This window comes from Pseudomonas sp. 05T35 (assembly GCF_056396605.1).
In genome coordinates, this window is record NZ_JBFTLU010000786.1 from 1 (window position 1) to 984 (window position 984).

Sequence of the window (984 nt, forward strand, 5' to 3'; positions counted from 1 at the left end):
GCTCCTGGCTGTGCAATTGCACTAGCGGTTGGACGATGGCGAAAGGTAGAGCGCTGGTGTCGCTGTCGTCCTCATGGCTAATCCAGCTTTGCAGCACCGTATCCTGAGCGGTCTGGTTAATGACGCTGATGCTGGCCTCTTTATCCTTGCCGAAGTAGATCAAGCGTGTGCCTTCAATCTTGAGCGAGGCCTGTGCCTGTGTGACGACCCAAAGCAGGAGCAGCAGTAGCACCCTGCCCAGGCGCGTTGTCAGGTAAGGCCGAGAAGTCAGTAATCGATTGTCTTTGAACATTAACGGATGGTGTTTCCCTGAGAGAGTTTGAGGCGTGATATCGGCCCCATAATAAGAGTGGGGTGAGTGGAACCGCTCTCAGGCATTTCTTAAAAGCAGGGGCGTCGTCAATCCTGACTTGCAGTCCGGTATCAGGGGGGCATTTCTTCCTATCTGAGACCTGCCTGGCAAAGCAGGTCTGAAACCATCAGACAATCCTTAAAAAAAACCGATCCTGGTCAATACTCAAGACGTAAGCCTTTACATCAGGAGTGTCAGCATGAACGGGAAGTTTTTCTCTGTCGGTATGGGACTGTTTTTCAGCCTGACCGGAATGTGTTTCGCGGCGACCCCGGTGGCGCAGGGTGTCATTTCATTTCACGGCAGCATTGTCGAGTCATCGTGCGCGTCTTCTGCCCAGGTGGGAGGGTTGAAACTGGACGACTGCCCAGCGCTGGCACGAGGCAGTGTCATCAGTGTGCGCAGTGTTGAGCCGGTTCGCTCGGTCAGTGCACTCGATCATTCCAATGTGGGCGTGAAACTGGTCGCTGACAGCGGTAAGGAGGGCCGTTATTACAGTCAGCAATACGCGCTGGTGGATRGCTCAGGCAACCCGGTGAATTCGGGCGCTTACCTGATTACGTTGACCTCTCCATAAGCGCGTGTTTTAGAGTGTATTCGAGCTTGTTTCAGTTTTAGGCCGAGTCGTTAAC

At 53.6% G+C, this 984-nt stretch carries 2 protein-coding genes; one reads left to right on the forward strand and one right to left on the reverse strand.

The genetic code is table 11. From position 1 onward, the window contains the following. A partial coding sequence (locus AC1DH9_RS29825; RefSeq protein ID WP_477809412.1) for a fimbria/pilus periplasmic chaperone occupies positions 1-292 on the reverse strand: 292 nt, incomplete at its 3' end. Positions 293-551: 259 nt separating this feature from the next. Between AC1DH9_RS29825 and AC1DH9_RS29830 the strand changes: the two genes are divergently transcribed. After that, entirely contained in the window at positions 552-929 is a 378-nt protein-coding gene (locus AC1DH9_RS29830; RefSeq protein WP_477809413.1) for a type 1 fimbrial protein, read from the forward strand. Positions 930-984 lie beyond the last annotated feature (55 nt).